At 42.8% G+C, this 25,839-nt stretch carries 19 protein-coding genes, 1 pseudogene and 1 riboswitch; of the genes and pseudogenes, 3 read left to right on the top strand and 17 right to left on the bottom strand.

The window, feature by feature from the left end:
• Positions 1-1,233: a CynX/NimT family MFS transporter gene (locus QNO02_RS15830; RefSeq protein ID WP_091029955.1), complete on the bottom strand. Its 1,233-nt coding sequence runs from the start codon at positions 1,231-1,233 to the stop codon at positions 1-3.
• Positions 1,234-1,448: 215 nt separating this feature from the next.
• On the bottom strand, positions 1,449-2,009 hold the full coding sequence (locus QNO02_RS15825; protein ID WP_289389252.1) for a helix-turn-helix domain-containing protein: 561 nt from the start codon (positions 2,007-2,009) through the stop codon (positions 1,449-1,451).
• A gap of 180 nt (positions 2,010-2,189) precedes the next feature.
• Between QNO02_RS15825 and QNO02_RS15820 the strand changes: the two genes are divergently transcribed.
• A complete protein-coding gene (locus tag QNO02_RS15820) occupies positions 2,190-3,134 on the top strand; it encodes an NAD(P)-dependent oxidoreductase (RefSeq protein ID WP_289389251.1) in 945 nt (314 codons plus the stop codon).
• Positions 3,135-3,165: 31 nt separating this feature from the next.
• Here QNO02_RS15820 and QNO02_RS15815 read toward each other — a convergent pair whose 3' ends face one another.
• The 3 genes from QNO02_RS15815 to QNO02_RS15805 are packed head-to-tail and all read right to left on the bottom strand — an operon-like array spanning position 3,166 to position 4,747.
• Entirely contained in the window at positions 3,166-3,651 is a 486-nt protein-coding gene (locus QNO02_RS15815; RefSeq protein WP_289389250.1) for a nitroreductase family protein, read from the bottom strand.
• A 17-nt stretch (positions 3,652-3,668) separates the two neighbouring features.
• Positions 3,669-4,244, bottom strand: a complete 576-nt coding sequence (locus QNO02_RS15810) for a nitroreductase family protein (protein ID WP_289389249.1) — start codon at positions 4,242-4,244, stop codon at positions 3,669-3,671.
• Positions 4,245-4,264: 20 nt separating this feature from the next.
• Positions 4,265-4,747, bottom strand: coding sequence for a MarR family transcriptional regulator (locus QNO02_RS15805; RefSeq protein ID WP_017688279.1), 483 nt, complete (start codon positions 4,745-4,747; stop codon positions 4,265-4,267).
• Between the two features lie 385 nt (positions 4,748-5,132).
• Between QNO02_RS15805 and arr the strand changes: the two genes are divergently transcribed.
• Positions 5,133-5,549, top strand: a complete 417-nt coding sequence (gene arr / locus QNO02_RS15800; RefSeq protein ID WP_127549338.1) for an NAD(+)--rifampin ADP-ribosyltransferase — start codon at positions 5,133-5,135, stop codon at positions 5,547-5,549.
• Between the two features lie 120 nt (positions 5,550-5,669).
• Here the strand turns inward: arr and QNO02_RS15795 are convergent, their stop codons facing one another.
• The 7 genes from QNO02_RS15795 to QNO02_RS15765 all read right to left on the bottom strand — a co-directional run bounded on the left by QNO02_RS15795 (position 5,670) and on the right by QNO02_RS15765 (position 17,531).
• Positions 5,670-9,473 carry a GH32 C-terminal domain-containing protein gene (locus QNO02_RS15795; RefSeq protein WP_289389246.1) on the bottom strand — a complete coding sequence of 1,268 codons (3,804 nt, stop codon included), beginning with the start codon at positions 9,471-9,473 and terminating at the stop codon, positions 5,670-5,672.
• Between the two features lie 127 nt (positions 9,474-9,600).
• Entirely contained in the window at positions 9,601-11,193 is a 1,593-nt protein-coding gene (locus QNO02_RS15790) for a glycoside hydrolase family 32 protein (protein WP_289389245.1), read from the bottom strand.
• 397 nt (positions 11,194-11,590) lie between these two features.
• Positions 11,591-11,740, bottom strand: coding sequence for a hypothetical protein (locus QNO02_RS15785; protein WP_164783315.1), 150 nt, complete (start codon positions 11,738-11,740; stop codon positions 11,591-11,593).
• 201 nt (positions 11,741-11,941) lie between these two features.
• A complete protein-coding gene (locus tag QNO02_RS15780) occupies positions 11,942-13,024 on the bottom strand; it encodes a nucleotidyltransferase domain-containing protein (RefSeq protein ID WP_289389243.1) in 1,083 nt (360 codons plus the stop codon).
• A gap of 168 nt (positions 13,025-13,192) precedes the next feature.
• The gene (locus QNO02_RS15775) at positions 13,193-13,459 is read right to left on the bottom strand and encodes a CD3324 family protein (protein WP_282321276.1); all 267 of its coding nucleotides are present in this window, start codon (positions 13,457-13,459) and stop codon (positions 13,193-13,195) included.
• A 320-nt stretch (positions 13,460-13,779) separates the two neighbouring features.
• Positions 13,780-14,442, bottom strand: coding sequence for a thiaminase II (gene tenA / locus QNO02_RS15770; protein WP_289389240.1), 663 nt, complete (start codon positions 14,440-14,442; stop codon positions 13,780-13,782).
• 112 nt (positions 14,443-14,554) lie between these two features.
• A riboswitch (TPP riboswitch) is annotated at positions 14,555-14,652 on the bottom strand.
• A gap of 206 nt (positions 14,653-14,858) precedes the next feature.
• Positions 14,859-17,531 carry an endo-1,4-beta-xylanase gene (locus tag QNO02_RS15765; RefSeq protein ID WP_289389239.1) on the bottom strand — a complete coding sequence of 891 codons (2,673 nt, stop codon included), beginning with the start codon at positions 17,529-17,531 and terminating at the stop codon, positions 14,859-14,861.
• Positions 17,532-17,927: 396 nt separating this feature from the next.
• On the opposite strand from QNO02_RS15765, the gene QNO02_RS15760 reads away from it, so the two are divergent.
• Positions 17,928-19,148: a cytochrome P450 gene (locus QNO02_RS15760; RefSeq protein ID WP_047843172.1), complete on the top strand. Its 1,221-nt coding sequence runs from the start codon at positions 17,928-17,930 to the stop codon at positions 19,146-19,148.
• Between the two features lie 71 nt (positions 19,149-19,219).
• Here the strand turns inward: QNO02_RS15760 and QNO02_RS15755 are convergent, their stop codons facing one another.
• The 5 genes and pseudogenes from QNO02_RS15755 to QNO02_RS15735 all read right to left on the bottom strand — a co-directional run bounded on the left by QNO02_RS15755 (position 19,220) and on the right by QNO02_RS15735 (position 25,829).
• Entirely contained in the window at positions 19,220-20,626 is a 1,407-nt protein-coding gene (locus QNO02_RS15755; RefSeq protein WP_053061566.1) for an MFS transporter, read from the bottom strand.
• A gap of 288 nt (positions 20,627-20,914) precedes the next feature.
• On the bottom strand, positions 20,915-21,688 hold the full coding sequence (locus QNO02_RS15750) for an SDR family NAD(P)-dependent oxidoreductase (RefSeq protein ID WP_047844343.1): 774 nt from the start codon (positions 21,686-21,688) through the stop codon (positions 20,915-20,917).
• 440 nt (positions 21,689-22,128) lie between these two features.
• A pseudogene (locus QNO02_RS15745) lies at positions 22,129-22,398 on the bottom strand (alpha/beta hydrolase); the annotation flags it as partial.
• A 328-nt stretch (positions 22,399-22,726) separates the two neighbouring features.
• Complete coding sequence (locus tag QNO02_RS15740; RefSeq protein WP_047843171.1) at positions 22,727-22,933, bottom strand: cytochrome P450; 207 nt, start codon at positions 22,931-22,933, stop codon at positions 22,727-22,729.
• 55 nt (positions 22,934-22,988) lie between these two features.
• Positions 22,989-25,829, bottom strand: a complete 2,841-nt coding sequence (locus QNO02_RS15735) for an alpha-L-rhamnosidase (RefSeq protein ID WP_047843170.1) — start codon at positions 25,827-25,829, stop codon at positions 22,989-22,991.
• Between the last annotated feature and the right edge of the window lie 10 nt (positions 25,830-25,839).

Below are 25,839 nucleotides of genomic sequence, written 5' to 3'. Positions count from 1 at the left end.
TCACCCTTTCCGTGGCAATTCGTAACCATTTCGACTACCTACAACACGATTACTTGCTGCTCCGATACCAACTATAAAGAGTAACACGGAAGCCCCAAGTAGAATGAAAAGTGGCAGGTTCCAACTATTTGTTGCATCGTGCAGATATCCTATAAGGGCTGGACCGATTGCGGCAAGAAGATATCCGATCGATTGGGCCATGCCAGATAGTTCCGCTGCTTGATGCGCATTTTCAGTGCGTAACCCGAAAAACATCATAGCCAAACTAAAGGCGAAGCCTCCACCAATTCCGAGTATGACGATCCACAACAGAATGACATTAGAACTTCCGTAAAGAAGTCCGAGCGTCCCCGTCAAAAGCAAAATGGTTGTGATGACCACTAACAAACGTTGGTTAGACATACGCCCAGCAATAACAGGAACAATAAAGGTAAATGGAAGCATCGCTAACTGCATGATCGAGAGGTACCATCCAGATTGGTTGGAGTCAATTCCTTGCTGCTTTAAAATTTCAGGCAACCATGCGATCAATACATAGAAAACCATAGACTGTATACCCATGAACAAGGTTACTTGCCAGGCAAGCGGGGATCGCCATACATTCACATCATTACTGACCATTTGTTGACTTGTCTTGGCTGTTTGTTTCGTTTGATTTCTTAATTGGGGTAACCAACAGAGGATCGATACAAAGCTTAGAATCCCCCATACTCCCAATGCTCCCTGCCATTTTAGCCCTGCGTTCATGGCTAGCGGTACACTGATTCCCGATGCGATTGCTCCACATAAATTCATCGAAATGGAGTAAACTCCTGTCATGGAGCCAATTTTATTTGGGAAATCCCTTTTGATTATACTTGGCAATAATACATTACATATGGCAATGGCGAATCCAAGAACTGCTGTTCCAATAAACAGATTAACTGCGCCAGACAAAGATCGTATTACAATACCAACAGTCAAAAAGATTAGGGCAATCAAAATGATACGCTCAACCCCATACCTCCGTCCTAATTTTGGTACAAGAGGCGATAATAAAGCAAAGGCAAGCAAGGGTACCGTTGTGATCAGGCCTGCTAATGTATTTGAAATATGAACGTCATCCCTTATAAAACCCACTAAAGGACCAACTGAGGTTAAGGGAGTACGTAAATTAGCTGCAATAACAATAATGCCGAGAATGATCAGCGCTACAGAGGATGGCACGAATTTATTATTTTGTTTATTCGGCATTCTTCATTTCTCCTTCCTGATTCTTAAGTCTAATATTTGCTTCTTGTTGGCTGAAAAACTTTGCTATAACATCCGCGCGAATAATAAAAGTATAGTATAATATACTTTTATAAACAATAATTATTTTATAACATACTAAAATTGATTAAAAAAATACAACTCTGAATTCCCGTCATGGAATTCGGAGTTGTATTTAATAAGTGGATTTTCGGCTTTTAGAAGCCATACTTTAAGGATATATGGAGCACTGTTTCGCTATTCGTATGATTGGTATAAGCGTGAGGATAATCTGCACGAAAACTGATCGTATCATATTGATTCAATGTGTGAATCTCTCCATTGACTTGTAACTCAATGGAACCCGTCATTACTGTCGCAATTTCAGTTGTATTCACATGATGACCTTCAGGGTAATACGAGCTATTAGGCTGTAAGTATGCCCGACACATTTCAATATCGTTGCTTTTAAAGACGGGTTCAATGATCCAATTTTTTTCATCATTAGAAAACCGCAATCCCTCCCCTGCTCGATACAAACTAACAGGTTTCTCTGATGTGAACAAAGCCAATAGCGGTAAGGATATTCCTTTTGAAATTTTCCATATAATTGCTAAAGTTGGATTTGTCTCGCCACGTTCGATATTCCCCAGAGTAAGCTTGCTTACGCCCGTTAATTCTGATAAGTCGTCTAAGGTCATATTTTTTTCTTTTCTATACTTTTTTAATGCACCGCCGATTTGTAATACAATTTGTTTTGACTCATCGATTTCATCCATTTGATATTCACCTCAACAAAAAAACTATATAGCTAGTATATTGTTTATCTAGATTCTTTTCCATTCCGGTTCAATAGAACTTGATGAGATTTTCTTGATAAAATTGAATTAAAAGGATACAATGACGAGCATCAAACGGTTTTATTCGAAGAATGGTAGCTTATGAAAGGTGGTTTAGCAATGAAGATTCTCATCGTTGGCTATTTTAGCGAGACCTCAAAATCAAATATTGCAAGGTGTTTTCCGCAAGACTGGAACGTTGTAATTGTTCCGCCCGGAAAAGAAATGCTGCATCATATTGAAGATTGCCAGGTAATCATTCCTGAACATATTAAAGTGGACCACAGCCTGCTTTCTAACGCAAAAAAATTAAAATTGGTACAGACGGGTGCAGGATTTGATAATGTGGATGTCCCTGCCTGTACACAGCTCGGCATTTGGGTGGCCAATGCTGCAGGGGTGAATGCACAGGCAGTGGCCGAGCACGTAATGGCACTGATATTGTCTTATTATAAAAACATACCGTTTCTTGATACTTTCATGAAAAACAAGATGGATGAAAATCAATTGGACTATACAGGGAGTGAATTAAAGGGCAAAACGATTGGGATTATCGGTTTGGGTGCTATTGGAAAAAAAGTTGCTGCGTTTTGCAGGGTTTTTGATATGCATGTGCTGGCGTATGCGAGAAATGCCACTGTACAATCGGACGGTTTTGTGAAAATGACGGATTTCGATACTCTTGTAAGCACATCGGATATAGTCAGTGTACATGTACCCTTGAATGAGCAAACCAAACAGCTGATCAACAAAACGGCATTCAAAAAAATGAAAAACACCTCTCTTTTTATCAATACAGCCCGCGGCGGCATTATCAACGAAAGAGACTTAATTGATGCATTAAAAAACGGGGATATTTCAGGCGCATGCCTGGATGTGTTTGAATCTGAACCGCTTCCTATTGATAGTGAGCTCCGGAATCTGGGTAATGTGATACTTACTCCCCATACAGCGGGAATGCCTGATGGTCGGAAATTTCATAAAACAAGATATGATTTCTTTATAAAGAATATAAAACGTGTAGAAAATGGTGAGGAGCCTGAAAGCAAGCTCAATCAGTTATGATGTTTTGGTGCAATAAAAATTGATCGCCACCCTACAGCAGTTCAAAATGAAGTTGAGTCTCAGGTAACTTCGTATTTCCTTTCCACTGATTCGTACCGTATCCCAATTCCAGAACCGCAGCAATGCGCTCGTTACTTAGTACACCAAACATTTCAGTACGGCTCGGGTCGTACATCCAGTCATGCAAGGTACAACGCACACCCAGACTTTGCTCATGAGCCAGCAAGCGGAAATTCTGAATTAGGCAGCAGACAGCTGCAAAGTCCTCTTCCCGCTTATATTGATCCGCCTCTTCCTTCGCCAAGACCAGAAGATACGCAGGGGCCTGGTTCTGTAATCCCTGCATGAAGTCCCCATACTGGTTATCAACAAAGATAAATCGCCACGGCTCTCGGAGGCCATCATTTGGCGCCCATACGGCATGATTGAGCAACTCAAGGATTAGATCCTGCGATACCGGTTGATCCAAAAACTCACTCGGTCCGTCCATGTCTCCTTCCAAATCTGACAATTTCATATTGTTATCCTCCTCTTCTATGTAGATTGTCCTCGCAATACGGTCCACTTCTGCTCGGCTGGTGTCCTTTTCCGACTTCTTGGCGCTTTGTCGTAATACCCTATATGAAGAATACCAACAAATCTTTCATCCTCACGTAAGCCAATTCCATTGAAGAACCCTTCATGCTGAATCATGGACTCTGTATCCCACAACATTCCTAACCCTCGTTCCCAGCCCAGCAGTTGGAAGCTCTGCATCACCCCGCAGGCAGCCGCATAATTACGGTCATTGGTCAGACGATTCGATCCTACAGTCGACATAACAATGACGTGGGCAGGAATATCGGTAAATCTCTTTTTAAAAACATCCAGAAGTTTCCCTGGAATGAGCTTGCCGAGCTTGCTTTGTGACATCTGTTCCAGCATGCAGTCCACCAACCGTTTGCGTGCTTCTGGAGTTCCGGCATATACTACACGCCATGAGCCAGACTCAACAGATGGTTGAAGCCTTATAGCCTTACGCAGTAATGCTACAATTAAATCCTGGTCCACCGGCGTAGAGTTACATTTACGAATACTCCTGCGCTCCCTGATCAATTCCGCCAGACTCATATGCTTCACTCTCCTTCGTTCTATCTGGATTCAATATTTATACTGCTGTCTTGAAGAAATTGATGGATTACTTTTAGCTCCGTTTCCGAATATTTGTCGAGAGTACGATAGAAGCGCTCAGCCTCATGTATATGCAGACGTTCATGCAGTTCAAAGATCTTTTTGCCTTGCGGTGACAACCGGAAATAGCTCTCCTTTTTGTTGTCGTTCATTTTCGTACGTTTGACGAATCCTTCCTCCAGCAGTTTGTTGCCAATTTTGGTGATACTTGCTTTGGACAAATTCATTGCCTCGGCAATACCCGTGTTGTTAATTGGCTCATGCTTGCCTATGCAATCTATCATATGAACCGCGGTCAAATGCTGAGGGATTTTCTCGATGCTTTCTCGCTGGGCGATACTTAGGAAATGCTCGATTTCAGTATCCTTGTGGTTCTCATATACATGTAAAAAACGAATAAATTGGTCATAAAGCAACTGTTTTGTTCGATCTTTTGAGATCATTCTTTGATCGCTCCTTATTTACTTGTAAACAAAAATATTATTTTAAAAATAGAGTTATTCTAAATAAATTCTTATATTTAGTTTACTGGTTAACAATATATCATGAATGATAATGCTTATCAACTATATTCTCTGACATTACAACATTACTTTATAATCCAGGACAGAGACCTGCCTTGAACGGATTATCTTTTAATCTGCTCGTTAGTTAAACAAAAGCAGCCGATCACGCTGATCGGCTGCCTTCTTAAACATGGGTTATTGGATTCAGCATCGTTCTCTCTACTTAAATTATACTGTTATTTTTTATTTTTTTATAGACTGTTTTTTTTGAAATTCCTACACTATACTGCTAAATACAAAACTAAAAAAGAGGTGGATCAGTATGGATGACAAAAAAGTGATCATAGATCAAGGTCCTTTTTTTCATGGTACAAAAGCAGAACTGCAAATTGGTGATTTATTAGAACCACAATTTTTATCAAATTACCAAGAAAAAAATTCGAACCATATATACTTTACTGCAACATTAAATGCTGCCAAATGGGGTGCTGAATTGGCAAGATCTAATGCAAAAGAAAGAATTTACATTGTAGAACCATTAGGAGATTTTGAAAGTGATCCTAACGTAACTGATAAAAAGTTTCCTGGAAATCCAACACGTTCATATCGATCTAAATCGCCACTTAAAATAGTAGCTGAATTAGCTTCATGGGAAAGACACTCTGAAGAAGAGATTAATCACATGATTACATCTTTGAGAAAACTAAGTGAAGAAGGAAAAAATATAATATATGATTGATTCCTCTCGTTAAAAGAAAAAAGTCGCTATAATAGCGACTTGAATAGAACAATGGTCCTGTCCCGCGACACTTCTTTATTGGAATATCTATGAGATACGCCATCATGGAATAAACTTTGATTATTTTACTAATATCCATTTTTGTCGATCAAGTGATGGATTCAGTTCACTTAGGAAAAGTTCGGTCCCATCTTCCGATACTTCTAATGCTTTTTGATGATGAGCTGAAGTAATATGAACGGATCCGTCTTTGTTCTCGTGAAGGACCCAACGCTGGTTGTTGTACCCTAAGTAATGATACAGCTGAAGTTTGTTTTGCCCTATATCCAGATCAAGTGTCTGACCGGCCGTAGTACGAATTGAATACGAACCTGCTTCGTCACCTGTCGGAACAAATACCCACTTCTGGATGGAAGCTGCACTTGCATCATGCAAGGTAACCGGCTCTCCGTTGACAAGGTTAGCTGTGTAAATGGATTTCTGCGTTGCGGCATTTACAAGGCTGGACTTGGTGAGGTTTGCAGCTTCACCGTTGCTGACATTGACGTTCTGATAAGATGCGGAGCCGCCAAATACATTCAGTCCAAAGTGGCCTTCTGCAAAAGTCCCATCCATGATATCTATGACTTTTTGGCTGTCCACGTGAACGACAATATGCGGACCATTCGCTTCTATTTTCACCTTATACGTATGACCTGGCTGAATGAACGTTGGTACTTTTGCAAGAACCTGCCGTTCTTCAAATGCTCCATTGATTTTATAGAACAGACGAATGGCCTTCATGTTAGGGTCTAGATTCAGATAATAACCACTGCGACCATCTTCGCTAGCCCTAAACAAAATAGAACCTGCCCCTCCTGTTTCACCAAGCTTCATGTCTGCTTCATACGTAAAATTCCCAGCCTTCTCTTTGGCAATATAATTCGCATCGCTAAAATATTTACCACGAATCCCATGTTCACTAACTAACCATGAAGCAGCAGACAGATCTTTAGTCCATCCACTCAGGTTTGTCCGGAACTCGCCACCTGAGACTTTAATGAGCACACTACTGGAAGCTTTACCATTCGGAGTAGATACAGTGACTGTGGACTCCCCTTCTTTTTTTGCCTTAATAACTGCATGTGAATTGTCTACCAAGTCTATGGCGATTACGTCGTTATTACTGGAATTCCACTTAAGCGGTTGAACGCCTAAACCTGGTCCATACTCGACCATCGCTTGCAGTGTATCCGACTCGCCTACCCCCAGTTCCCGAACGCTCGTATCCATCTTTATTTGAGCTTTTGAAGGAATGTCCGCATTCCAGACAGATTGAAGTTGATGCACTTTCAAGGAAACAACATTCACATTCCCACCTTTCACGTAAAAACTCATCGCTCTACTAGCAGGATCCGGAAATATTACATCTGAAAAGACGACTTTGCCATTGTTACCAAAGGCTTCAACAGAAGACTCATCCACAAGAATACGCATCTTGATCCGATTATTCTCCATCTGCGTAGGTGCTTCATGTTTCTTACTGAAAAGGTTAGAAAAATCCGTTTCACCGGATGCAGTTCGGTCCACAAACATATGACTATCACTTGCCTTATAACCCACGACCGTCTTCTGATTTGCACCCTCACGAATGTTAAAGCCAAACTCGGTCACTGTGCTGGTTTCAGGGATTTCAATTTCAGCTTCAATTTCGTAAGCACCTGAAATAATACCTTTTAACAGATTCCCGGAAGAAGGGCTCACCGACTTGTTAGAAGCAGAATACAAAGGTTTACGCAGTGATTCCAATTCTTTGATTGGACTTTGCACCATCCGAATTCCATCTTTGGTTGTTACCAATGATACTTCTCTCGGAATGGTTAGTTCACCTTTCCAATTGGACGTTGGGAAAGCGAACGGATAGTCCCAATTCGTCATCCACGCCATCATCACTGTGCGATGATCAGGCATGTTAGTGAAAGACATCGAAGCGTAAAATTCTTTACCAAAATCTGTTCTTAACACCTTACCTGCCGGATTATCGTTCACGAATTTACCATCAGCTGTTAAATGACCGATAAAATACTCGGCATCTGATCCGCCTGTTTTGGGATTCGCTCCTGTACTGATCATCATAACCCACTTTTTCTGTGACGTTCCGTCTACCGGAAGCTGGAACAAATCAGGGCATTCCCATACTCCTCCGCGGACGTAATCCCCATATCCCCAATTATCTGTCAATGTCCAGTCAAGTAAATTCGTTGAAGTATAGAAACGAATATGATCTCCTCCGGACACAACCATAACCCATCGGTTATTCTCATCATCACGGATTACTTTCGGATCGCGGAAATCCCAATTCCCAGCTTCATTTCCGCTCTTACCTGGGTTCTCGATCACAATCGGGCGCTCCTTCGAATACTCCCAAGTACGACCTTGGTCTTTACTGTAAGCTAGACCTATACGCTGGTTCCCATTCGGGCTATCCGGATTAAAGGAAGTATAGTATGCAATAAGGCCCTTGCCTCCTGAATCTCCGAATAAACCAGATGCATTTGTCATATCCGCAACAGCCGACCCAGACCAGACATGTCCGTGATTATTCCAGGGAAGTGCAATCGGAAGCCGTTTCCAGTTCAGCATATCTTTACTTACCGCATGCGCCCATGTTCCTCCATCCTGATGGAAGAGATGATATTCTCCTTCAAAGTAGACAAGTCCATTCGGATCACTCGCTGAACCACGTATTGGCGTGTAGTGATATTGTGGACGATATATCTCATTGTAATATTGGCTCAGTTCCGTCACATAAGTATCCTGAAAGTAAGCCGTCCCCTTTTTTACGACGATTCCGGTACTTCCACTCCTGTAGGTTGAATCTTTCACGTCAATCGCGGCCGTAGTGTATCCGTCCAGGAAGACCTGAATTCGATCTCCCTTTGCCTTGATTTCCACATGATGTTTGGCTCCCATCTGACTCGGATAAGTACGTTGCGAACTTGCAATTACTGTTCCTTTTGTATTCGTCAAACTTACACGGACCTGATCTCCTTCCTTCGTAAGAGTAGCTTCATATCCTTCAGCTCCATCGGTTGAAGATCGAAATGCTAGAGCTACAATAGAATCAGGACGAAGGGTAATATTCCCTTCATACACCATATCAGTCGCATTTTTATTATAGATTTGCTGTGCTTTGCTCCCCTGTTCTACCGTCCCTCTTTTGCCGTTGATATCAGGCTGCCATTTTCCCTTGCTAGAAAGCACCGTCCCCAAATTACCTTTCAGATCGCTCACCACGATGTTCGAAAACAAGGCGGATCCATCCCATACATGGAGTCCAAGCTTTCCGCTTTGATACGAAATGTCTTGAACATCAATTAATGGTTTATATTGATTGCCCCAATATACTTTTAGCGAGGAACCCACTGCCTTCACTTTGAGATGATAGATTTGCCCCATTTCAACAGAAACTTTACGCTCCTCCTTTAATTTCCCATCTCCATTTTTTGCATCTCTTAACCGAATCAGACCTGCTTCCGGAACGATTTGCAGCATGTACGAGCTAAATCCATCCTCATTAGATCGAAACAACAATGTTGCATCCGCCTTCGTATCCCTGATCATGACATCAGCTTCATAGATAAAATCATCGGACACTGTCTCTGAGATGGCCATTACATTTTCTTTAGGCTGTGAAGTCAGCAAGATTCCTTCTGAAGTATCCTCTAATCCACCTTTTCCTTTCACTTGCCAGCCTATCAGATTGGTATTTGATTTGGATGCGCTTTCAAAAATATCAAGCTCCTCCTTTACCTGTTTATTTGTTTCCTGATCAGCAAGTACAGCACTAGCCGCAAATGATTTAGATGTAAAAATCCCGTTTGAAGTCAGAGTTAATCCCGTTGCCATCAGAAGATATATTGCGAATTTAGATTTATCTTTCATTCCATACCCTCTTTTCTAATAATATTGTGAAGTTGGTTCAAATTTAATTGGTTTTGGACAACCAGTTCAGTTTGGTTGCCCAAAACCGCGCAGTAACCATTAAGGGGAATCAAGCCATTACTAAATTCTAAACACTCTGATTCTCCCAAATGCTTACGAGATCATTGATTTGAAGCGACACGACCTTTAGTTCTCCGCCAATGGCATAGAGTTCCAGCCCTCTACTTCCCAAGTCGGGGAAAATCGTGTCTGAAATGATAGTTGTCCCATTGTTGCCAAAGATCTCTACACTTGACCAATCAACATAGATGCTCAACTGTATCCGTCTATGCTCTGGCTTCATAGGGGCCTTGTGTTTTGTAGCAAAATCGGGATGGAAATCAACAGCGTTTGACTTCGTTCGATCGACAAACAACTCCTCATTCAAGACATTATATCCGATGACTGTCTCCTGGTTGGAAGAGGAAGACTTTCGCACCTTGACCCCAAATTCTATTGCATTACCGATTTCGAATTCCGCAATAATTTCCATCTTTGTAGCAGAAACATCAGACAAAACGTTCATATCTGGTTTAATCGTAATGTCTTGTAGAGACAGAATTGATCTTCTAAGTTGATTTAACTCACTTATGGGTGCTTGAATTAAGCGAAGTCCTTCCGAATACGTCCTGAGCTGAATCTCTCGTGGGATGGACATATGGCCACGCCATTCTTTAGAAGGAAGAGTGGAAGCATAACGCCAATTATTCATCCAGCCGACCCAAATCTTTCGCCCATCCTCATTCGGTATACCATCCCAGGTCACGGCCGCGTAAAAGTCAGATCCGTAATCTATCCATTGGATTGTATCGAATGATTCCGATGTTTCATCTAGTGTAAAAACCTTACCATCAAAGTGACCTATAAAATACATCATGCCAGAACCGCCTGCGGGTGGTTCTGAATCGTTTAGATTTACGCCATTTCTATCTCCGACACTTAGTGTCAGAATCCATTTAGTGGTATTAGGGTCCTCATCCACTTGGAGTTTAAAAACATCAGGACATTCAAATATTCCACGATGGATGCCCGGAATATCAGAACCGAAACCGCTTGCAAAAGACCAATCCTTAAGATTCGAAGATGTGTAAAATTCTACACGGTCGCTAACAGCAAGAACCATTACCCAGTTTGAAGATTCTTCATGCCAGAATACCTTTGGGTCTCGAAAGTCTAGCGTCTCCGTGGGGAATAAAACAGGGTTACCTTCATACTTTGTCCAGGTTCGACCATTGTCCTTACTGTAAGCGATGCTTTGAACCTGCGGTTTACCGGGTTGAGCGTTGTTACCATTATTAGTATAAATTGCAACCAATCCTGATCCTGCTTCGTTGAAGAATCCGCTTGTATTGTTCTTGTCGACTACCGCACTTCCCGAAAAGATCGCTCCATCTTCCCCAGGTGAGATGGCTGGTGGAAGTTCATCCCAATGTACTAAATCATTACTTACTGCATGCCCCCAATGCATTCTGCCGAAGTCAGGCTGCGTATCATGGGGAGTATATTGGTAGAAAAGGTGATACTCTCCTTCGTAATAAACCATTCCGTTAGGATCGTTAATCCAATTGCCCTTAGGGGAATAATGTATTTGCGGTCGGTATTCATTTTTATAAATAAAGTTTTCTGGATCTTTGCTGATATTATTTTCACCTGATAGATGTACTTTTTTAATTTTATTCACGCTCCCTTAAGGCTATTTAAGATCTAAAAAAAGTAATATGCATTCCTTATTAACAAAATAAGCCACCTGTTTTCATTTGTCAAAGTATTTTTGTATAAATGAACACTATTTTTTATATATAAATCCTTTTTAGTTTACATTTGCACAATTTATAACTGATTATAGAAAATAACAATTTTTTAGTTAAGTTGATCTAATCATTTCTTTATTATTTCAAACCCATTGGTTTACAAATGTAAAAAAAGGTTGTATCTAAACTTCTCTTTACTTGTTCAGCAAAATATCGTTAGTATTAAACCTAATATTACCGATAAAACAAAAAAAGCCGCTAAAATAGCGACTTCAATAGGAATATGCTCTTGTCTCTTAACATGTTCAAAATAAATTAACGGCTCGCTTATGCTTTAACAACTTCAACCTTTTTATCCCCTGCTGACTTCGCTACCTCTAACGTTGTGTTACCTTGGATAGTGACTATTAGGCCAGTAGCCAGCATAGAAACGATTAAAGCTGCGCTGAGGGCTGTGGAAATTTTCTTCTTGACCATAACCATACCTCCGGTATCTATTATGTTGTGTTATGCGGCTCAAAGAACTATGATGAGCCGGGTGTGACTAGATATTACAATATTTCACTTTTTTGTTGGGTAATCTACCTGGTGATTGTATTATAACGTACTGACAATGATTGTAAAAGGGTTTTTTCCTTGTGTTCAATTCCCGGACTTATTACTACCTGGAACGTAAGGTCAATGATTCATATAATGGGTATATAGTTGCTCGAAGGTTGTAAAATGTTCGACTTTTCTGCCGACCTTATCATACTCTTCTAGATAATCATTCATCACTTCAAGGAGCTTCTCTTTCATAACTGGTAAATTACTTGCATCAAAGTACTGCATAAGATCATATTTCTTGGTTCCTTTCTCCATGGCCATTTCATCAAGATACTCATGTGCTCCAAAGGCTGAAAGAAAGACGTAGGAAGCATCGTTCGTTGTAACACTGTTCAAAATTTTATTACGGTAGTTGCACCACAGTTCTTCGTATGTTCCTCCAAGATTATCAAAGGTCGGAGCCGGTTTAACAATGAAGTTATCACACATCGTGCTATGTAACCGCGTAACGCTATTCAACATATTAAAAGATGTTATTCGAATATCTTCAATGGTATGAGCTTCGATGATTGACATGTATAAGGATTCGAGATCATCTGGAACATAGCGAAACGAGCGTATCTCTTCCAAATATCGCTTGATCCCTCGTTTGATACACGTGTTATTCATACTCACCAAGGCATTGACGAGATTGTACAGAACGCCAGCAGATGCATATCGCACTGAACCGATATCTTCACCAAGCATCGTATCGCTGTATGCTTGCTTAGCCAGATCAATCCATTTATTTGCTCGATTAAGACACACTTCTCCTATCGGATTCGCAAGTGCATCAAGAGCTTTTTGCTGGAAGTTGTTCAATTTCTCCAAATCCTCAGGCTTTGCATAGTAGAGTATTTTCAGGTCGGTTAGGCTCGATACGTTGGGACTCTCCAAGGTGGATTGCTCTTGTATTCTTGAATCCCATGGCGTGCAATAGATGTCATACCCAACATCGTCCAAGATGAAGCAGTCAGATAATTCCCATCCCTTTTCTGTATTATTAATGATAATTAAATCAAGATCGCTCTTCTCGTGAAAGTCCTCGGTGCTAAATGAACCAGTAAGCCCAATAATGGCGATATCATCTAGAAAATCTCTTTTTACGCGTTCAATCACCATGTTAATGAGCAGTTCATTTTTGTCCAGCAGCTTCTTTTTTATGATTTCGTTCATTCGTTACCCCTCTTTGTATGGTCCGGCCGTCCTTTATCACAACAACCTTAACTTGAGTCTATCGATTTAGAGGTGCGGTTACTATGTATAAGATGACTTAAGTCATCTTTGCACGAAATCCGCTAAACCGTCGATACGACGAGTTAGCGGATTTCATTAGTTTCTTGATTAGTTTTTTGTATAGACTATTTTCTTTATGCTTTCGCAGGACAAGAAATACCGATCCTCCAACTCCTCTATCCTGACTCCATTGCGGAATAAGGATTTAATCTCAGCATTTCGAGCAGAGACCCTGCTCTTGCTCTCTGTTTTCTCGCCCCATTTCAGGTGCGCCTCTTTGGGTTTTGGGATATAAACCAATTCCCCTTGAACGTATTCCTGAATGATACGTAACAATTCTTCTGGAAAAATAGACTCGGCTTTTGAATATTTCATGGGCCTCACTCCTTATTTAATAGATCAATAAGGTGCAAAGCCAGTTAGTGGAATATTACGATTCGTCGTTGGCAATGTGATTATTCCCAGACTCTATGCAAAGCATTGCCATATCCTTCACTGGCTTTGCATAGAGCCGTGCATGTAAGAATCCTACTTCGATTGTTTTCAATAGCCTCACCTCCAGAAAATAGATAGTTGCTATTTTCTTATTATATCAGGGCATGTTGTTCAAATGTTTAATCATGTATTTTTGGGCTAACATGTTCTGATTATTCTGTACTCACCTTGATTAGCTGCTCTCTACTTTACCAGTGAACTCAAGACTCCAGCCTCCATGACATCTCCCAAAAATCAAGTTCAAAGCGACTGCACATCACGAAAATATCTTCCATCCGTTGGTACGTTCCCTCGCTACAGCCTTCTAATAGCTTATCCGTTAACGTCACTAGGGATTGATTGTTGCTGTTGTATTCAGAGGAAGCATATCCTGTGATCCACTCTCCGTAAAAAGGATGCTCAGCTGCACCTGGCTTTTGGGCAAGGACTTGACCAATCTCTGCATAGCTCCATGAGCAGGCCAGAATGGATACAAGTACTTCTGCTATGCCACCCGCATGGGAAACAGAGAGCATATAGTTAGTATAGGCTGCATTTTTCAGGGCAGGTTTTACCTGGAAAACATGATCCTCTGTAATTCCTAATCGCTCCATATAAGAACGATGAATTTTCATTTCACCATTCAGGATGTTATCTACGTTTTCACTAAAAAACTGCATCAATTTGGGGTCGTGCGACTTGACGATACCTAGTGCAAATACGCGGGCATAATCGAACAGGTACAAGTAGTCTTGCAGCAAATAATAACGAAATTGTTCGACCGGTAAGGAACCATCTCCGATTCCTTTAACAAAGGGATGCTCAAGACATTCCTTCCACACAGGCTGTGCTGCCTGATATAGTCTCTCTGAAATAGTCAACATGTGTTCCTCCAATTCATAATGTACGTATTTAAAAAAAAAAAACGAAACATCCATAGGATGTTTCGCAGACAAATACACTAAAACAAGGGGGTTCGCATGAGCTACCCAAGTACAGTGTTTCATCGTTGCATCCCTACGTTGGCATTATCCAAATCAGGTAAGGTCGGTTTAACACCCTCTCAGCCGGTTAAGGCTCCCTCGCAAACGGTTGTATGTAGTTGATTACTATCTTATTCCCATAAAAGAAAAAATAACATCAATTTAGTATATCAAGGGCTGTTAAATATAGTCAAGGCAGATTGTATCCTCCCTCATCACCTTCGGTGACGTATGTAAACGATGGAAACCATCACAACAATGGTTGAGTTTCAGCCACTGTTATGATGGTTTCTATTCTTGCAACTACTGCCGATGGTTTAATGCCCGAGTTTGTTCTTTCCGACAAAAGTGAGTATTCCGTACTGGGAAGTATTTCTCCAGCTCTCATTGGTCGTATCATTCCACTTGGCTACGCTCTGCTTACCTCCGCCCTGGTTGTCGTTAATTTGGAGCTCGAAACCGAGAACATTTCCTGCTTTGGGCGTCAATGATTGTAAATGAATTCTGGCTTCTACGAGATATCCTTTATTTGTTTTCTTCACAGCACTTACAAGGCGTCCAGGTGAGGCACCCCCTGCAAAGGTTCCCACATTGTCTGCACTGATTCTGAACTGGGCATCATCATATTGAAAATACGGTGTGCGCTGGTGATTCTCGTCCAGGAAAATCTCAACCGAATCCTGATCCCATGGGTTGATACTATCTGTAATGATGTTTGGATCAGTGACGTCGATCAGCAGGTATAGATACTCACCTGACCACATTGCGCGAGCCACTGCCTCTGCACCTTTGGTCTCATTCAACCGTTTTACTTCAAATGGTACAGCCTTATTCCATAGGGCGTCTTTCTTCCCATCAATCTGAACAATCCCTTGCACAGCTTGTGCAGATTTGGGCATAGGGGTGAGTTGAATCACGCCGTATTTGCTTGTATCTTGTTCCTGAGATTGTGTTCGATCATTCCAGTACAGTGGATTATAAGGTTGTGTCCCACTTGAACCGCCATCAGTCACACGGATATCCAAGCCGGCTTCATATTCTGATCCGACTTGTATACCACCCCATGGAATAGACAATTCAACCTGATATCCGGCGTTTGTCTCGCGTACACGATACGAACGCTGCACCGCGCCCTCAGCTTTGCCCGACCGCTTAATGATTACATGTCGGTCATCTGCTTCATATGAGGTAGTCTTGCCATTATTGAGATCGACAAAGATATCTACTTTGTCATTCACGTCTGCCTTTGCATCCTGAACATCCACAAGGATATACAGATTACTATGATCCCATAAGGTGCGGAAACTGGCTGATTCCGAAGAGTCACCCTTCAGTGGAGTGGACACCGCTTTGTTCCAGAGCGGATCTTGTGACTGTTTTTTGATATCCGGTTTACCCGAAAGTGAGGCGGCTCTCTGTGTCAACACAGGCAAACTGGATTCATCCACGAGTCCCCAGTATGCTTTTTTGGCCTTCAGGGCTGAATCAAACAGCATAGCCTGGTTGTTGTAAGACTTCTCATCTTGGAGTCCCCATAAGGTAACTGAAGAAATGTGGTCTTTGTGTTTTTTGTACAAATCCAACAGTTCCTTATATCGATACGCCTGCTTTACTGCAACTTCATCGGACATCTCTTCACCAAATGGAATTCCGCTATCCACATCCAGTTCCGTGATCTGAATATCCAATCCAAGTTCGGCGAACATGTTGATCGTTTTTTCAATTTCCTTGATGGGCGGGGATTCCAGGTTATAGTGGGATTGCAAACCCACACCATCGATGAGCCCCTTCTCTTTCAGTCGTTTGACCAATCGATACATATGCTCTCTTTTCTCAGGGATTTCCGTGAAGTATTCGTTGTAATATAATTTGGCATCCGGATCGGCTGCACGAGCGAATTCATAGGTTTTCTCAATGTAATCCGGACCGATTATTTCATAAAAGGGACTTTTACGTAAACCGTTGGCATCACCATTGCTATCCGCAATCGCCTCGTTTACCACATCCCAGGCATAGATCTTACCTTTGTATCGGGTCATGACGGTTTCGACATAATCCTGAATCCGGGCAAGCAGTAATTCTCGACTCGCAGGGTTACCCTGAGGATCCTTGAACATCCACTCCGCAGCATCAATATGCCACAACAACGCATGTGCGCGTACGCCCATACCATGCTCCTCAGCGAACTGAACATATTGATCGGCTGCCTCGAACTCATAAACACCTTCGGAAGGAGACATGTACTTCGGTTTCATCTCATAGGTTGCGGTCAAGCTGTTAAAGTGCTTTGTGAGCAGTTGTCCATATGCGCCTTCCAACTGCCAGCGATACACCGCTGCACCAATGGGGAAATCATCTTGATACAGGTCCTCCAGAGACCGAATATCTTCTTCAATCTCCAGTTGCTCGGCCAGAGTAAATGATACATCATCCACATAGAACGATAACGTATCTAGGCTATCTTCAGAGATGTAGGGTGTTTCGATGAACAAATTCAATTCAGTGGGATCATCACTATACTGAAATTTTCCGGTGATTTTGTGCCATGTATTCCATTCTGCTTTGGCAATCTTCACGCTACCGATCGGGTTCCAGCTTTCGGCAGTTGTTTTTTTATATGTGGTGAGCTGTAGTGTTTGATCCGTGGTGGGCTCCTGGGTAAGTCTTACATATGCCGCAATTTCGTACTCTTGGTTACGCTTAAGCAGATCCTTCATGGATAACATCGGTCCATGATAGGAACGCTCACGGTTGGCGACCAGCATACTGGACTGACCTTCGTGTGCCTCCTGCTGTGTCACTGTCAGCCTTTCGTTACCTGTACGTGGAGTCCATCCCTGAAGTGTACCGTCTTCAAAGTTTGTACTCAAATGACCTCCCTCCACTTCCGTAACTGCCTTGGCAGCATGTGAGACATTCGAAAATGGAAGCATGGCGACTATCAGCACAAGAACCAAGGCTGCAATATTCCATTGACGTAACCGTTTCATACAATTCCTCCTCTTGATTGGGTCTAAGTATTTCTGAACGGATTAACATCCAGATAAATAGATTATAGCTCTTTGGATAGCGCTTACATATAACAAATTTCCAATGATTATAATAAAAAGTTATCAATTGGTAATTCACAATGCCCGTCCCGGCCGTTCAGATCACACAATAAATTAGTTAGGAAACACTTTATTCGACATTTTTCTGCATTTTGATATGAAAATGTTTCTTCATCTGTGACCCTAAGAGTATCTCTAAATAATTGATATTCAGTAAAACATTTCATTTAATTGCTAAATAAGTGTGATTTATGGTACCTTTAAAACAAATAATGATAGGTTGGCTATCATTATTTGGAGATTTCCACAAACTACATTAAAGGATGGCGAGGAGACATGCAGACTGATAACAGATCGATCGTTATTCATCAGGTATCTAATTTAGAGACACCTGAAGAACTTTGGAATCCATATGCTTATTATGAGTACATGCTGGAGAATCATCCCATCTATTTTGACGAGAAGCAGCAAGTATGGAATCTGTATCGTTATGATGATGTCAATTCCGTTCTAACAGACTGGAAACGGTTCTCCAGTGTTCGTAAACGGAGTGTATCCCCGGTTCCACCGGTAGTTACCCGAGTGAACATCAATTCTGTTGATCCCCCTGTTCAACGTGATATTAGAAAGTTAGTCTCTAGTGCCTTCACCCCACGTCAGTTAAAAACCTGGGAGCCTCAAATCGCGGCTATCGTTGATGAGTTAATGCTTGAGATGAAGACGAAAGATGATGTGGACATTGTTCGAGACCTAGGGGTTCCACTTCCTGTTACTGTCATTGCCGATCTACTTGGGGTAGAGAGGCAACACCGGGCACAGATCAAAGCCTGGTCTGACATGTTATTTTTCCCCAATGCCACAGGTAATGAGCAGGAGCAGATGAATGCGAAGTATGCGGCTATGCAAGAATTTAACGAATTTTTGCTCCCCATTGTTCAGCAGAAGAGAAAGCATCCTGCCGAGGACATTATTTCCGATCTCACACTTGCCGAGCTGGATGGGGATCAACTAACCGATGAAGAGGTTGTTACCTTTAGCTTGGGCCTCCTTGCTGCTGGGAACGAAACAACGACTAACATGATAAACAGCCTGTTCTACAGTTTTATGTATGATCAACCCGGAATCTATCAGGATATTGCCGCAGATCCAGAACTGATAGAGAATACTGTTGAAGAATCGTTAAGGTATCGTTTTCCCACGACACTTGATCGTGTGGTAGTAGAGGATACAGACATCCTTGGCGTGCCTATGAAAAAAGGAGATGTTATATTAACCTGGCTGGGTGCAGCCAACAATGACCCTAGACATTTTCCCGAACCTTCCCGCTTTGATATCTACCGTCCCAACAGCAATCGTCATCTCTCGTTTGGCAAAGGACCTCACTTTTGTCTGGGCGCTCCATTAGCCAGGCTAGAGGGCCAACTGGTGCTGAGAGGGTTCACGAATCACTTTTCCAATATTACTGCAAAAATCAAATTTGAAGCGGCAAGCCAGCTCTACCCGGGTACACAGACTCTTCAAAACCTGTCAGCCATCGTAACAACCAAGCTTTTTTGAACTAATTTCATCAAATTAAAAGTGCCCTTACACACAAGCGATTGGCTGTGTGTAAGGACACTTAAATCTTGTTATGCCTTTCTTCTATCTTCAAGCTCTCTAATAATCGTTGGATATTCCTTGTCCAGCTTGTTTTTGTAAAGGAATACTACAAGAAGAATGAATACAACAATGGGGACGTATATATTCAACGCGATGATGGCCTGCTTTGCTCCTTCTCCTTGGGTTGTAGCTTGTTCGACATATCCTCCTAGCGCGAGGAACCATCCAATCATTGCTGTGCCAATGGCTGTGCCTACTTTTGAACCGAAACCGATGACACTATTCGTTAAACCAACAAGTCTTTTGTTAAATTTCCATTCGCCGTATTCAATCGTGTCTGTGACCATTGCTCCACCTACTGCCATTAGCGGAATTGTACCAAGCGTTTGGAAGATAGAACAGATCAGACCCAATGTAATGCTCTCGGGAGCGACTAACCGAACGGCTGCTCCGAGGAGTCCGATTAATATACCGCCGAGGGCTGTATTTCGCTTGCCATAACGTTTGATGAATGGTCCGGACAAGGCAAATCCGATAATAACCGGAATCAAACCAATAGCACCCATGATGCCGATCAGGCTTACATTGCCCCAAATATATTTGGCATAATAACTTCCTGCTGCCACGCCCAGAGCAAACAAAATGCTAGCGAGAGCCATTACGAAGAACATATATACCCAGTATTTATTGGCAAAGAGCAATTTCAGTCCTTCACGAATCGGCGTTTTATCCTGAAACATGCCAAGCTCATCCAATTGAACATTGTTGTACTTTTCCCTATTGGACAGGAATGAAATGAAAATCCCGATTGCTGCAACACCAGCAAAAATTGATGCGAGCAACGTCCAGTCACTTCTGCTATTGCCCATTGCTGTAACGATTGGAACAAATGCAACGGCAACAACCATACCTGCCAGATACCCGCTGCTTGAACGGATAATACCCATTAAGGAACGCTCGTAACTGTTACGCGTTGTTAACGCCATCAAACTGTTATATGGAATCGAGGTTGGAGTAAACACCAAAATGTAGAATACAAGATTCGTAATAATCGCATATATAATTTTGCCTGTAGAACTTATATCCGGCACGGAAAACATTAAGAATAATGAGATGAACATTGGAATGGTCATCCATAACAACCAGGGACGAGCTTGCCCATACTTGGTTTTGGTCCGATCCACCAGTACACCCATACCGATGTCTGCAAACGCATCCAAAACTTTGGTAAGCAGCATTACCGTACCGACTACAGCGGCAGACACGCCAACGACATCCGTATAATAATACGTGATCAAACCCAACAATCCACTTGAAATGTTTAACCCGAACTGTCCCATTGAATCGCCAATTAACTTTTTCGTTGGTATTTCCCGGGGTGGCTGAGTCGGCGTATTATCTACTTTAATATGCTGCTCATTCACTGCAACTCCCATAACACTCGCCTCCGTTACTCTTCATGTTGAATTTCTTTCCTCTTCTATACTTTCATTTTATGTCCTGGCACATATAACAGATATAGCGCATTGTTAAGATCAAATAACGCAATCCAAACAGAAGGTATTCCTGCTGTTTGAATGACAAAAAAACTGACTCAGGTATACTGAATCAGTTTTTGGTCCATATGTTTTATGCACGATCCTTATGAATAAAATGAACCGAAATAGATCAGGAATCGGCTTTAAAACCGCTAGAACCATGATCGAAAGACTTGCTGTTACTCCTTAAAGTGTCAACCCACCGTCTGCTACTATGATAGAGCCTGTCATATAACTGGAGCCGTCCGATGCCAGGAATGCTACGAGTTCAGCCAGCTCTTCCGGCTCCGCAAAACGCCCAATTCTCATATTTGGGAATTCTTCGGGCATATAATCGCTTTCTTGTAACATTTGCGGAACAGCTGCGGTCAGCGAAGTGGCTACACCCCCAGGGCAGATAGCATTTACCCGAATGCCCTTTCTGACGTACTCAATCGCTGCTGCTTTTGTCAATCCGGCAACACCGTGTTTACTCGCTGTATAAGCGGCCAGACTGTGCTCAGCTCGAAGCGCCGTGGTTGATGCTGTATTTATCACATGACCGTAACCTTGTTGAACCATCACGTTGAGAGCGTGCTTCATCCCCAGGAAGATCCCCTTCAAGTTGACGTCAATGATACGGGAGAAATTGTTCAGGGATGTTTCATGGAAAGGCTGGAACTTCTGAATGATTCCTGCATTGTTGAACGCGACATCGATTTTACCAAATGTTTCAATTGCTTTTTGAATATAGTTTTCTACATCCTCTTCCTTGGATACATCAGCTTGAACAAAGATGCCCTCGCCATCCTGCTCCTTCACAAGCGCAAGTGTCTCTTCCCCTGTTGTTACATTGTAATCCACCAGAACGAGCTTGGCTCCTCTCGATGCCATCAACACTGCACTAGCTCGGCCAATACCGCTACCAGCGCCTGTGATGGTAATCACTTTGCCTGCAAGCGAATCGGATTTGGTATTCACAGCTTTGCTCGCTTTAGGAGCCTCTGCAGATTCGAAGGTTACGTTAGCAAGATCCGCTTTCAGTGCGGACAAAATGTCTTCTGGCAGATCGACCTGTGGAACGGCTGCGAGTTGATCCAGCGTAAAATGGGAAGCCATTTTGAATGATGGCTCGTTAATGAATTCAGGTAGATGTTTGGTAAGCAATGTTGTTGCTTCATCATTATTCAATAGTTCCGAAATTTTAATGTTTTCATTGTAAGTTGTCATAGTTGTTTCCTCCAAATTTTATTTTGATAGTTTTACTATTATCTTGATATAAATACTATCATTTTGTGTCTTTTTTTGCAATTCGTCATTTTAATAGATTAGGAACGAGCCCGAAAATGGCTAAAGGACTTATTCTGTTTATGCTGTGTTGCCTCCAGTGTTATGTCACCGAAATAGTCTTTAGCCCATCGTTAAGCTGCTTCTGCTCTTCCTCGGTTAACAGGTTCCACGCCTGGAACGGGCTTAGGAAAAATATCACTCATCTCCTCCAGAATACAAGGATAACCAAGAATCATTGCATTAGGCCGAGTGGAACCCATCATCCTCAAAGCTGCAGCAAGATGGCCCCCTGCGGAGAAGCCGCATACCGCTACTTTTTGAGGATCAATTCTCCAGTCCGCACTGTTGGCCCGCTTGCGTGTCAACGCTTCCTCCGCATCGTTCAATGGTTTTGGAAATACAGCATGCTGATTGAGTGAATTTCACAGGATAAAGACTTGATAACCTTCAGCCAAAAATGCCATAGCAAACGGGTTCAGCTTCTCGATCAGAACAAGCTCTATATCCTCCACCTGGAAGCACAAGTACCGCTGGCCGCTTTTTGGTATTTGCCAGCTCGGGTGAAGAATCCAACAGGTAGAGTGGATTGACATGGCCAAAAGGATACTTCTATTGTAGATTTCAAGTGAGACGATCGACTATAACGCGATACAAAGATTGTGTAGCGTAATTCAAGCCCATTGCTAGTCAAAGACAAAGAAAAAACCGCGAAATCGCGGTTAAGTAGGGCTATCCTCTCGTATTATGATTATTGACCTTCCGTGTGATATCAAATGCATCCGGGTCAGCGAACTGATTCTCATCCCGGTTGACTGAGGAAAAGGAAACAAAGAGCATGTCGCCCTTACGGATGTGCTTGCCACCGAATTCGACATCCTCGGTAGCCCAGCGAATATTACTCACCTCAGCAGGCCATCGGTTTGAGATGATTTGCATTTAAAGAAACGTCATCGTGTTTCGTTTTCGTCGTATCTAGGAGCAATGATTTATTCTATACGATTTGAATGGTCTCCAGCTTGAGATCGAGCTGGTCAAGTTCTTCCTCTGGCGTACTGAACGAAGGATAGGTGGATAGATCACGCAAGCTTGCTTCCCCCATCGGGCCAATTGTCCCCGGGTCCAGCGAAGCCAGCACCGGTGAAAGCTCGTGCAGCATACTCCGGCTATGCTCGTTACGAAGCAGTACATTCAGAGGTGTACGGGTGCTTAACGTTTGTTTGTATGGCACGGATGGTACATAAATAAAATCATACGTGCCACTCACCACTTCGATGATCACTTCATCTTCAACCTGAACGACAATCAGGCCTGTATCCGAAAGTGTAATTCCGTTCATCATCACCTGATCAACCACGGCGCGTGGCAGCTTGATCGTTGCTGTTGCATTAAATGGAACAGAGAAGCTTAAATACAGCTTACCTGCTTCATCAAACCTCCATTCACTGCAATAAGTTCCTGCAGCGGTGTCAATGCGACCTTTAGTCCACTGGATTCTGAAATCAGGCATCGGTGCCAGCAGTGCATGGCGGAAGCCAGGTCGATCCTCTACTGGATTGATCCCCGCCATATGACGATACATCCATTCAACAACGGCACCATAGGCATAGTGATTAAGCGAGTTCATACCATTTTCACTGATTGTACCATCTGGCAAAATGGAGTTCCAACGCTCCCAGATTGTTGTTGCTCCCATATTGACCGCATACAGCCAGCTTGGGTAATCATCATTGAGCAGAAGCGTATAGGCGATATCATTGCTTCCATATGCTGATAGAACCCGGTTCAAATACGGCGTACCTACAAAGCCAGTTCTCAAGTGGTTCTGATCCTTGCGTACACGCAAGCGAATAGCTTCTGCAATCCGTGCTTTATGTTGCTCAGGAACGAGATCCATATACAACGCTATAGCGTATGCGGTCTGTGTATCTACTGCCAGACGTCCATTCGCAGTAAAGTATTCCTTCACAATTGCAGCTCTAACCTCTTGCGCCAACTGGTCATAGGATGCGGCAAGATCATGATGTCCAAGTACTTTGGCAGCCTTGGCTACGATATCTGAAGAATAGGCATAGTAGGCTGAGGCAATAAAGTAATTATCTGTTCCCCCCATTGGAGAGTTCGGATCATCCCCATCTAGCGCAAGCCAGTCACCAAAGTGAAAACCTATCGCCCATAAACGTGTACTACCGGATTCGTCATCCGAACGCTTGATGTAATCTACCCATGTCTTCATGCTGTCAAACTGCTGCTCCAGAATGGATGGGTCCCCGGAATGCAGATACGTGTTCCACGGAATAATGGTTGCCGCATCTCCCCAGGCGCTGGACCCTCCGCCCTGCACACGTCCAACCGGAATGACCATCGGAACCATACCGTTCCGATCCTCTTGTTCCATCCACAGATCATATCCATACTTGTTAAAAAAGGCATACGTATCCATATTGTAATTTGCTGTACCGGAGAATACCTGTGCATCCCCTGTCCAGCCCATGCGCTCATCGCGCTGTGGACAATCGGTAGGGGTATCTAGGAAGTTTCCCTTTTGCCCCCAGAGTGCATTTTCGAACAAACGATTCACGCCAGCATGACTGGTTTCTAAATACCCGGTACGTTCCATATCCGAGTAAACCACACAGCCTGTGAAGTCATTCAGATCCAGTTCGCCTGCCCAGCCTTCAACCTTAACATATCGGAAACCGTAAAATGTGAAATACGGACGCACAATAGCTTCTTCACCGTTTGCTGTATAGATGTACTCCGCCTTAGCCGAGCGAAGGTTCTCCCGGTAGAAATTGCCTTTCTGCAACAATTCGCCATATTGCAAATGGATGACCGTTCCGCTTGGTGCCGTAGTACGGAATTGCAGCCAGCCTACCATATTCTGGCCCATATCAATGACCGTTTCTCCCGCAGGCGTGGTCAAAATTTCGATCGGCTTCAAGGTTTCCTTGATCACGACCGGAAGACTTTTTCTTGCTTGTAAAAGCTCATACCCCATTTCACTTTCCCGAACTGGATAAATCTCAGTCACGTCCAGCGTGGCATCATAGATTTCTCCATCATAGATGTTACCATCCACCACATTCGAGCGGGTGGCATGCCAGGACAGATCTGAAGGGACAACAACTTCTGTTCCATCCGTATACGTAATCACCAGCTCGGACAGCAATGCAAAATGATCACCATACAAATTGGCAGTGGTATCTCCTTCAAAACCAAACCGTCCCTTATACCAGCCATTCCCCAAACGGACATCTATCGCGTTGGACCCTTCTTGCAGCAGGTCGGTAATATCGTAGGTTTGATACTGAAGCCATTTGTGATAGGCATTATAATGAGGGGCCAAGTACTCATCCCCAGCCTTGACTCCGTTTAGTTCCAATTCGTATACTCCCAAACCACAGATGTACGCCCGTGCTTTGGCGATGGGACCTTTGACTTCGAACGTTTTCTGGAGGACTGGATGAATCGTCGGTTCCAGTTCAGGTGTAATCCACTTTGCTGTCCATGGTTCATCCTGCTTCGCCGTTTCAAACCAGGCCGTTTCACTGGTCGCCTTTTCCCCAAGCTCATTCCATAATCGAACTCTCCAGAAGTAACGCGTCCGTGCAACCAGTTCCAGATCCGGTGAATACGCGAGCGAATCCATATCCTCTGTTATTCCGCTATCAAATACAAGCTCTGCAAAAGATTCATCCAGTGCAATTTCTACCTGTGCGGCGATCTGTGTTGTCGCTGTCGTATCCGTAACGGTATAAGAAAAGGTTGGCTTGGTTACCGCAAAACCGAGCGGATTAGTGATGTGATTTGTTTTCATATGAGTAATGTTCATCGATGAAACC

This window comes from Paenibacillus sp. PK1-4R, assembly GCF_030369595.1.
Classification (GTDB): Bacteria; Bacillota; Bacilli; order Paenibacillales; family Paenibacillaceae; genus Paenibacillus.
The sequence above is the reverse complement of the archived record's forward strand: the minus strand, read 5'-3'. Positions and strand labels throughout refer to the sequence as shown.

What these genes read in the sequence shown, in the direction of transcription:
- QNO02_RS15820 (WP_289389251.1), top strand. Translation starts at nt 2,190, where the DNA reads ATGAAGATTCTCATCGTTGGCTATTTTAGCGAGACCTCAAAATCAAAT.
- tenA (WP_289389240.1), bottom strand. Translation starts at nt 14,442, where the DNA reads ATGTTGACTATTTCAGAGAGACTATATCAGGCAGCACAGCCTGTGTGG.
- QNO02_RS15735 (WP_047843170.1), bottom strand. Translation starts at nt 25,829, where the DNA reads ATGAACATTACTCATATGAAAACAAATCACATCACTAATCCGCTCGGT.
- QNO02_RS15740 (WP_047843171.1), bottom strand. Translation starts at nt 22,933, where the DNA reads ATGCAAATCATCTCAAACCGATGGCCTGCTGAGGTGAGTAATATTCGC.
- QNO02_RS15780 (WP_289389243.1), bottom strand. Translation starts at nt 13,024, where the DNA reads ATGAACGAAATCATAAAAAAGAAGCTGCTGGACAAAAATGAACTGCTC.
- QNO02_RS15775 (WP_282321276.1), bottom strand. Translation starts at nt 13,459, where the DNA reads ATGAAATATTCAAAAGCCGAGTCTATTTTTCCAGAAGAATTGTTACGT.
- QNO02_RS15765 (WP_289389239.1), bottom strand. Translation starts at nt 17,531, where the DNA reads ATGAAACGGTTACGTCAATGGAATATTGCAGCCTTGGTTCTTGTGCTG.
- QNO02_RS15805 (WP_017688279.1), bottom strand. Translation starts at nt 4,747, where the DNA reads ATGATCTCAAAAGATCGAACAAAACAGTTGCTTTATGACCAATTTATT.
- QNO02_RS15825 (WP_289389252.1), bottom strand. Translation starts at nt 2,009, where the DNA reads ATGGATGAAATCGATGAGTCAAAACAAATTGTATTACAAATCGGCGGT.
- QNO02_RS15795 (WP_289389246.1), bottom strand. Translation starts at nt 9,473, where the DNA reads ATGAAAGATAAATCTAAATTCGCAATATATCTTCTGATGGCAACGGGA.
- QNO02_RS15830 (WP_091029955.1), bottom strand. Translation starts at nt 1,233, where the DNA reads ATGCCGAATAAACAAAATAATAAATTCGTGCCATCCTCTGTAGCGCTG.
- QNO02_RS15810 (WP_289389249.1), bottom strand. Translation starts at nt 4,244, where the DNA reads ATGAGTCTGGCGGAATTGATCAGGGAGCGCAGGAGTATTCGTAAATGT.
- QNO02_RS15760 (WP_047843172.1), top strand. Translation starts at nt 17,928, where the DNA reads ATGCAGACTGATAACAGATCGATCGTTATTCATCAGGTATCTAATTTA.
- QNO02_RS15815 (WP_289389250.1), bottom strand. Translation starts at nt 3,651, where the DNA reads ATGAAATTGTCAGATTTGGAAGGAGACATGGACGGACCGAGTGAGTTT.
- QNO02_RS15785 (WP_164783315.1), bottom strand. Translation starts at nt 11,740, where the DNA reads ATGGTCAAGAAGAAAATTTCCACAGCCCTCAGCGCAGCTTTAATCGTT.
- arr (WP_127549338.1), top strand. Translation starts at nt 5,133, where the DNA reads ATGGATGACAAAAAAGTGATCATAGATCAAGGTCCTTTTTTTCATGGT.
- QNO02_RS15755 (WP_053061566.1), bottom strand. Translation starts at nt 20,626, where the DNA reads ATGGGAGTTGCAGTGAATGAGCAGCATATTAAAGTAGATAATACGCCG.